Consider the following 8,761-nt stretch of genomic DNA (forward strand, 5'->3'; position numbering starts at 1 on the left):
CGATCTGGGCGAGGAAAGAACTGCCGGCCGGGGCCCTCGGCCCCGGCCGGCTAAAGACCGTGATCAATCACGCATGGCCGCGCCGCCGTTCACGCTGAGCACCTGACCGTTTACCCACTGGCCGTCGTCCGAGACCAGGAAGGTCACCATGCCAGCAATGTCGTCCGGCTGGCCAAGGCGCGGGCTGGGCACGCGCTTCAGGCCTTCCTCGACATACTGGTCCGTCAGATGCTCGCGCACGGCCTCGGTCAACACCAGGCCCGGGGCGACGACGTTGGCGCGGATGCCCTGCTTGCCCCAGCGCGCCGCGACGTGGCGCATCAGAGCATGCAGGCCGTTCTTGGCCACAGGATACGCCACCTGCCAGGGCGCGCCGCCATAGGCTGCGCCAGAGCTGGTGTAGACCATCGCGCCCCCGCCCCGCTCGAGCAGCACCGGCAGGGCTTTTTGGGTGCAGATGAAATGGCTGCGCAGGTTGATGGCGATGGACTGGTCGAATACGTCCAGCGAGCAGTTCAGTGCGTCGACGTCACCCTGGGTGCCGCCTGCGGCGTTGGCATGGAAGAAGTCGAGACCGCCGTAAGTGGCAACCGCCTTCTCAACCAGATCGGCCACCGACTGCTCGTTGGTGATGTCCAGCGCGACAGCCAGAGCCCGGCCGCCGCCGTTGTTGATTTCCGCCGCCACGGCCGCTGCTTCGGCCTCGCGGATGTCACCCACGACCACCGCCGCGCCTTCCGCCGCCAGCCGGCGAACGGTGGCCGCTCCGATACCGCGACCGCCACCCGCGACGATACCGACTTTTCCGGTCAGTCCACGCATTGTCTTCCTCCCCTTACAGCCCGGCCCCCCGCCGGATCCGATTTAGCTGATTGCCGGGTTAGCTGATTGCCGGGCTAGCTGATTGATGGTCTGCGCCCCGCCCAAGGTGCGGCCTGCTCCAGTTGGCCCGCCAGGCGAAACAGCGTGGCCTCATCGCCATAGCGGCCCGCGAACTGCACGCCGATGGGCAGACCCGACCGGGACATGGCAAGCGGCACCGACATGGCGGGCTGTCCGGTCATGTTGAAGATGCCGGTAAAGGCCGTGAAAGTGCCGGCCGCCTGATAGTAGGCCTCAATGTTCGGATTGGACAGGCTGAGACGGCCAATCTCAACAGGAGGCGTAGCCAGCGTCGGCGTGAGCAGGACGTCGTAGGAGTCCATGAACCGCGATATGGTGAGCGCGGCTTCCTGCAGGACGTTGTTCGCATTGGCGAAGTCGATCCCCGTCGTCTTCAAGCCGATCTGGTAATAGACCAGCGTTACCGCCTCCAGAACGTCGGGGCCCGGCGCGATACCGGTTGCGGCCTGCCGTGCCTGAATGTTGGCTGCGACTGATGCGGAAATAATGCTGAACACGGCCCGCCCGATCGCTTCCATGTCCAGCTTTGGCGACGCCTCTTCCACATGGTGCCCAAGGCTCTCGCACAGTCGCGCCGCAGCGCGGGCTGCTTCCACGCATTCCGCATCGACCGGGCTGCCCGCAGGCGGTGATACAGCAAGCGCAATGCGCAGCCGGCCGGGTTCGCGCCGCGCCTCTTCAAGATAGGGCCGCTCCGGCGTTGGCGCGCCATAGCGCGAGCCGGGCTCGATGCCTGCCGTCGCGTCGAGCAGCGCCGCACTATCGCGCACGCTGCGGGTAACCGCGTGGTGCGCCGACAGCCCGCCCCAACCTTCCGTCAGCGGCGGGCCCATCGGCACGCGGCCACGGCTGGGCTTGAGGCCAAACAGGCCGCAGCAGGAAGCCGGAATACGGATGGAGCCGCCGCCGTCGGTCGCGTGGGCGACGGGAATCACTCCCGCCGCCACGGCCACGGCCGCACCGCCACTTGAGCCGCCCGCTGTGCGCTCGGGGTTCCACGGGTTGCGCGTAATGCCATTGGCAAGGGATTCCGTGGTTCCCGTCAGACCGAATTCGGGCGTGGCGGTCTTGCCGAAGATGACAAGCCCCGCGCGCTCGTACCGTTTGGCAATTTCTGAAGTAACCGTGGCGCGGTAGCCGGTCCAGTAACGGCTGCCCTGCCCGGTGACCTCTCCTTCCAGATAGGTGTTCAGGTCCTTCAGCAAAAACGGAACGCCGGAGAAGGGCCCCTGCGGTACTCCCATGGCCAGCGCGGCGCGGGCGCGCTCATAGTGTTTTTGCGACAGGAAATTATACTTCGGATTCAGCGCCTCGGTCCGCGCAATGGCGGCCTCCAAGAGCTCTGCCGCGGAGACCTGTTTACGGCGGACGAGCTCGGCAAGGCCGAGCGCATCATGCTCGCTAAGGAGAGAGAGGGGGGAAGACTTGGCCGCTGCCGCGGCCATGCCGGAGGCAGTCATTCCGGCTGCCGCCAGAGCCGTAGCACTGGCCAGCACATCACGACGCGACAAATCCATTTCCCCCTCCCCTGGGTTGCAGGCGTTCGCGGCCAAAGCACGACCGCAAACGCCGTTTTCAACGATTATGCAGTCGTCCGGTCATTCAGCAGAGACGCGCTGCTCCTTCGAACCGTTCTGCCACTCCGCATAGAACTGGTAGTACCAGCGCCGGAAGTCGCCGATCGGGCCATCGCCGTCGCAGATCAGCGCCTTTTCGACGAAGCGCTGGCGATCCCAGACGATCTTGTCCTGGTCGAACTGCTTGACGATATCCTTGATCAGCGCGCGGGCCAGACCTGCCATCGGGCCCTCGGCCTCCGCCTTCGGCTGGGTGAAGGCAAAGCGCACGCGGGTCAGATCACGGTCAACCGGGGTGATGCCGGCCACCAGCAGCGTCTCGGAGATGCCATGGAAACGGGTCCATGCCTGACCGGGGCCAAAGTTGGCGTTGATGATCTTGCCGTCCACCTCGCCCTTGGGCGTGCCCATCTTAGCCTCGACCAGACCGGTTCGCAGGTGACCATTGAAGGTCATCTTGGCGTCCGGGTAGGTCGCGGTGCCGTGGACATACTTGAAGTGCGCAGTGTCGGCGGCGTTTTCGGCCATGAACTGCAGCGGCGCGTGCACCAGCCATTCATAGCGCTCGAACGGCGTCCAGTCCGGCTGGCCGACTTCCGGCATCACCTCGAGTTCCCACATCGGGGCAACGCCTTCGGGGTGATACCATACCCATACGAAGCCGTTGGCCTCGCCGGTCTGCCAGCCGCCGCATGGACGCTTGGCCTGCGGCGGGATGTTCTTGGCGTAGGGGATTTCCTTGACCGCGCCTTCCTCGTCGTAGCGCCAAGCGTGGAACGGGCACTCCAGCATGTTGCCGTTCACCCGGCCGCCATGGCCCATGTGCGCGCCGAGGTGGCGGCAATAGGCGTCGATGACGCGGGCCTTGCCGTCTTCGCCGCGCCACACGGCCAGTTCCTTGCCGAAGTAGCGCACCGCCTTCACTTCGCCGACGGCCAGTTCATCCGAATAGCACACCACGAACCAGCCGTAGGGGTACGGCAGCTGGGTAGCTCCGCGCTCCTCGGCGCTCGGGTTGTTGTGAATGTCGGCCAGTCGCCACTCGACCAGCTGTTCCTTGGTCATTGCAGCCAGCACCTGCCAGACCGCAACCGGTGCAGTCCGCGCGTCAGCCGCCGCTCCATGATCGTGAGCCATGACAGTTCTCCTCAATCCAGCTTGAACACGCGACGGGCGTTGTCGCGCAGGAATTTCGGCCACACCTCATCCTTGAAGGGCACGTTCTCCAGATCGCTGAAAATGCGATCGAGGCTGAGGCCCATCGGGAAATAGCCGGCGTAGATAATCTTGTCCGCACCGCGGGTGTTGGCGAAGTTGATGATCGACTTGGGGTAATGCTTGGGTGCAAACGCGCTGGTCGAATAGTAAAGGTTCGGCCACTTCAGCATGAGCTTGACGGCCAGAGCATCCCAAGGCTCGGCGCCGTGCCGCATGACGACCTTAAGGTCCGGGAAGAACCAGCAGATCTCATCCAGCAGTTCGACCTTCTGCGGGGCCATCGGCATGCGCGGACCCGGCACGCCGACGTTGATAAGGATGGGGATGTCCATCTCGACGCAGGCGGCATAGATGGGGAACATGTATTTGTGGTCGATCGCCACCTGCGGGAAGGTCCCGCAGGGGAACACACTCACCGCCTTGATGCCGAAATCCCTGTGCAGCCGCTTCAGGCGGCGCACTTCTTCCATGCCCTTGTTGGGATCGGCCGGAACATCGAAGAAGAAGCGGTCTGGAAAACGCTCCTTGGCAGCAATGGCCGTCGGAGACTCTTCATGGAAGCCGACCAGCGCCTTGTCGATGTTGAAGCGGTCCATCTGCTCGACGGTCCAGGCGATGTAATCATCGCACTGGTCGACCTTGGGGACGCCCTTGAACATGTACTGCGCGGGCATCTTGAACATCTGCCGGCTTTCCTCGTCGCGCAGCAGAGGCGCAAACCAACTGTACCAGTCCGCGCGATCCTCGCTGCTGGGAATCCCCAGCATGGTGTCGATAACGCCAATATCCTTCGGGAAGGCCATAAATCTCTACTTTCCACTCAATGCGACGCAGGCGCAGGATTATCGGGAAACGTAAAACTTAGACTACAGTCTAACTATATAGAGTCGTGCGCGGCGCGCAACCGTCTCTTGTCGACTTTTCCCGTAACGTTGCGAGGCAGCGATTCAGGGCGAACATCCACGGCCGCCGGCACCTTGTAAGTCGCCAGATGGGCCTGCACGTGAGCCTTGATCTCGTCCTCGCCGAGGCTGCTTCCCTCGTGCAGCACCACCGCTGCCATAAGCCGTTCGCCAAGACGCTCGTCCGGCACACCGAAAGCCGCAGCCTCTGCGATTTCGGGATGGGACAGGAGCACGCGCTCCACCTCGGCGCAGTAAATGTTCTCGCCCGAGGAGATCACCATGTCGGTCTTGCGATCGACAATGGTGATGTAACCCTGCGCATCGACAAAACCGACGTCGCCGGTGTGCAGCCAACCGTCCGTATCGATGGCCTTGGCCGTATCGTCCGGCCGGCCCCAATACTCGGTCATGACCATCGGGCCGCGCACGCACAGCTCGCCCACTTCTCCCGCAGGCAGATCATTGCCCTGGTCGTCGATGGTCTTGATTTGGGCCAGGCTGTGGACGACGCCCGAGCATTCGGGACGGCAGACATAGCCCTCGCCCATGGCCAGGCTGATGGCGCCGGCCGTCTCGGTGCAACCGTATCCGCCGCCCGGCACCGCGATCGGGAAATTCTCCTGCATGGCCTGGAGCAGATTGAGCGCCAGCCCCTGACCACCGGTTCCCAGCGAGCGCAGGGAAGCAAGATTGCGCGGGTTCTTTTTCTGCACCTGCACCATGTCCCAGATCACGCTGGGCGGGCCGGACATGGCAGAGACGTGCTCGCGCTCGACCAGCTCGAGGGCCGTGTCCGCGTCCCAGCGGCGCTGGATGACAATCTTGTCCCCGCGCATGATGCAGGACAGGAAGATCGCCCCGACACCACTGATGTGGAACATCGGGAAGATCAGGAGGCTCGCACCCTGCGGCGCATTGGCGATCATGGTCTGCAGATCGGTGCCCAGCTTTGCCGCCAGTTCCATGGCGAACTCGGTGCCCCGATGCTGGCTGATCATCTGACCGGTCAGCATGGCCCGATGGCTCAGCACCGCGCCCTTGGGCTTGCCGGTGGTCCCGGAGGTAAAGAGAATGGCTGCCGCGTCATCGACGTGACCGTCATGGTGCGGCAGGGATGCGCCGGCGTACTTGTCCAGTGCCTCGGCAAACGCCGGGTTGTCCACGTCGATCACCGGGCCGGTGTAGCCACTCTCTGCCAGCGCCCGTGTGCGCTGGAGGTCGGAGAGCACCAGATGGCACTCGACCGTCTCGACGCAATAGCGCATTTCCTCGGGCGCGCCGCGGCTGTTGATCAGCGCGGGGATGGCGCCAAGCGCGGAGACCGCCATGAAGCCGGTCATCCACTCCAGCCGGTTGCGCATGTTGATGGCCACCCGGTCTCCCGGCTTGACGCCATACTGGTCGCGCAGCAGGGCGGCGATTGCTGCCGCCTGCCCGTAGCCCTGCGCATAGCTGGTGCGGCGATCCTCCTCCACCACGAACGTGCGGTCACCATAGGTCGCCATGCGGGCGAACAGGCCGGACAGCAGATAGTTGGCCTTGGCGAACACCGGCATGCGGTGCCCGCGAACATCGGCCTCGATGATTTCAAACGGCGCGCCCGGCGCGGTCAGATCGATTTTGGGCGCACTTTGGGTAGCAACTGCTGACACTCTCCCTCTCCCCGTCTTGCGCAGTGTGACCAACGACCGTTTGTTGTTTTATCGGCCGCGTGGTTCCCTCGGCAGGCCAAGCCCGCGTTCGGCAATGATGTTACGCTGAATCTGGTTGGTTCCGCCATGAATTGTGTCAGAGCGACTTTGCAGCCACAGGCGGGGCAGATCCTCAGGGTCATACTCCGGCTGCGCCGCGACCAGACCCGGTGCGCCCAGCACATCCATGGCCAGCTCGCCCAGCTTGCGGTGCCAGGTGCCCCAGTAGATCTTGTGGATGAAGCCTTCGCGCCCCAGCGAGGTATCATCGTCTCGCCGCGAGAGCGTGCGCAGCGCGTTGTAGCGCATCAGTGTCAGGCCGACATGGGCATCGGCGATCCGCTGACGGATCAGCGGGTCGTTCGCCGCGCCATTGGCGTTGGCCGCCGCAATCACCCGATCCAGCTCGTTACGGAAGTTCATCTGCATGGCGAGCGACGAGGCCCCGCGCTCATGCGAGAGCAGCCCCATGGCGACCCGCCAGCCTTCGCCCGGCTTGCCGACCACGTTTTCGGCTGCGGTGCGTGCGCCGTCAAAGAAGGTCTCGTTGAACTCCGCATCACCGGTGATCTGGCGGATCGGGCGGATGGTCACGCCCTTCTGCTTCAGCGGCACCAGCAGGAACGAGATGCCCTGCGGCCCCTGGCTGCCGTCCTCGGTCCGGGCCAGCACGAAAATCCAGTCAGCGTACTGCGCCAGGCTGGTCCAGGTCTTCTGACCCTCGATCACCCATTCCTTGCCGTTCGGGCCGTCTTCCAGCCACGCGCGAGTGCGGATGTTGGCAAGGTCAGAGCCCGCGTTGGGCTCGGAATAGCCTTGTGCCCAAAACTCCTCGCCCAACAGCATCGGACGCAGGAAGCGCTGCTTTTGCGCCTCGGTGCCGAAGTGGATGAGCGTTGGGCCGGCAAGCTCCACGCCCACGTGATTCATGCGCCCCGGCGCGCCGGCCCGGGCATATTCCTCGGCCAAGATCACCTGTTCGGCCAGGCTTGCGCCGCGGCCACCGTATTCCTTTGGCCAGCCGACCGCACCCCAGCCCGCCTCGCCAAGAGCCCGTTCCCAGGCGCGACGTTCCTCGACCATGCCGCTGTAGCTGGTCAGCCCGCGAATGGAGAGGAAAGGGCCAGAGAGTTGTTCGTTGAGCCAGGCGGCGACTTCGGCACGGAAAGCCTCTTGCTCCGGTGTAAACCCGGTCCGCATGTCAGTTGCCCTCCCCGAGCTTCAGAATGCGGGCGATCGTCTCGCGCTGAGACCTGGCATCGCCCAGGAGGGTCGCGCTGCCGCGCGCCCGCTTGAAATACAGATGTGCGTCATGCTCCCACGTGAAGCCGATGCCGCCGTGGAGCTGAATGGCATTGCCCGTGCAGTCAGAGAAAGCATCCGAGCAGTAGGCCTTGGCAATGGCCGCCGCTTCCGGCAGATCCGCGCCGTTCTCATCCGCAACGCACGCCGCATAGAACGCCGCCGTCTTGGCGGTTTCGACCTGGATCATCATGTCCGCCAGGCGGTGCTTGAGCGCCTGGAAGCTGCCGATCGGGCGGCCGAACTGCACGCGATCCTTGGCATACTGGACCGTCAGGTCGAGAATGGCCTCGGCCCCGCCGGCCTGCTCGGCTGCCAGCGCGATCCGTGCCAGATCGAGCGTGCGGGCGTAGGTGGCGTCCGCGCTGCCGGGCGCGCCCAGCACCATGTCGGCCGCGACCTCAACATCATCGAAATGCAGGCTTGCCATCGGACGGGTCAGATCAATGGCGACGTGCTTCTCAATTCGCAGGCCCGGCGTCTTTGCGGGAATTGCCAGGAGAGAAAGGCCGCCGCCGACACCACGCGCCGGAATGACAAACATGTCCGCGACATGTCCGAAGGGAATGTAACGCGCGCTGCCTGACAGGCGATAGTCGCTGCCGTTTTCAGACAGGGTTGCACTGCCGTCTTCCAGCCAGCCGAGCGCAGCAATCGTCTCGCCCGACGCGATGCCGGGCAGCCACTGCGCCTGCTGATCGGCGGATCCCGCCTGCACAATGGCAGGGGCTGCCATGGCGATGCTGGAGAGGAAGGGGGACGGACACAGCGTCCGCCCCATCTCCATCAGAATGATAGCCAACTCCACGTGGCCGAGGCCCGCCCCCCCGCACTGCGCGGGGAGGGCGATGCCACCGAAGCCCATGTCGGCCATGACGCCGTGCCACAACTGGCTGTCAAAGCCAGTTTCACTCTGCATGACCTCACGCACTTTGGCAGAGGTCACATACTCTCCGAAGAAACCGCGTGCAGTTTCCTGAATCAGCGCCTGCTCTTCGGTCAATACAAACTGCATAACGCTCCCTCAGCTGCCGAACCGGTAGGTGAGGCGCAGACCCCAGGTACGCGGCTCATTGTAGATGGCCGTGCTGGTGCCGAGCACCGAGTAGATCGGCGTGCCGCCGATCTTGTAGAGTTCCTTCGTGACGTTGTTCACGAAGATGGA

7 protein-coding genes are annotated in these 8,761 nt (G+C 64.3%); all 7 read right to left on the minus strand.

The features are described 5' to 3' along the window. Window positions 1-63 precede the first annotated feature (63 nt). The 7 genes from VIG90_RS03400 to VIG90_RS03430 all read right to left on the minus strand — a co-directional run bounded on the left by VIG90_RS03400 (window position 64) and on the right by VIG90_RS03430 (window position 8,611). On the minus strand, window positions 64-822 hold the full coding sequence (locus tag VIG90_RS03400) for an SDR family oxidoreductase (protein WP_331592032.1): 759 nt from the start codon (window positions 820-822) through the stop codon (window positions 64-66). Between the two features lie 74 nt (window positions 823-896). Continuing rightward, window positions 897-2,420 (minus strand): amidase, encoded by a 1,524-nt coding sequence (locus tag VIG90_RS03405; protein WP_331592033.1) that lies wholly within the window; start codon window positions 2,418-2,420, stop codon window positions 897-899. 81 nt (window positions 2,421-2,501) lie between these two features. Then, the gene (locus VIG90_RS03410; RefSeq protein ID WP_331592034.1) at window positions 2,502-3,617 is read right to left on the minus strand and encodes an aromatic ring-hydroxylating oxygenase subunit alpha; all 1,116 of its coding nucleotides are present in this window, start codon (window positions 3,615-3,617) and stop codon (window positions 2,502-2,504) included. An 11-nt stretch (window positions 3,618-3,628) separates the two neighbouring features. Then, window positions 3,629-4,501, minus strand: coding sequence for an amidohydrolase family protein (locus tag VIG90_RS03415; protein WP_331592035.1), 873 nt, complete (start codon window positions 4,499-4,501; stop codon window positions 3,629-3,631). Window positions 4,502-4,575: 74 nt separating this feature from the next. Then, window positions 4,576-6,255: a class I adenylate-forming enzyme family protein gene (locus VIG90_RS03420; protein ID WP_331592036.1), complete on the minus strand. Its 1,680-nt coding sequence runs from the start codon at window positions 6,253-6,255 to the stop codon at window positions 4,576-4,578. Between the two features lie 48 nt (window positions 6,256-6,303). After that, window positions 6,304-7,494 carry an acyl-CoA dehydrogenase family protein gene (locus VIG90_RS03425; RefSeq protein WP_331592037.1) on the minus strand — a complete coding sequence of 397 codons (1,191 nt, stop codon included), beginning with the start codon at window positions 7,492-7,494 and terminating at the stop codon, window positions 6,304-6,306. 1 nt (window position 7,495) lies between these two features. After that, window positions 7,496-8,611, minus strand: a complete 1,116-nt coding sequence (locus VIG90_RS03430; protein WP_331592038.1) for an acyl-CoA dehydrogenase family protein — start codon at window positions 8,609-8,611, stop codon at window positions 7,496-7,498. Window positions 8,612-8,761: the final 150 nt, after the last annotated feature.

Source organism: Pedomonas sp. (genome assembly GCF_036515995.1).
Taxonomy (GTDB): Bacteria; Pseudomonadota; Alphaproteobacteria; order Sphingomonadales; family Sphingomonadaceae; genus Pedomonas.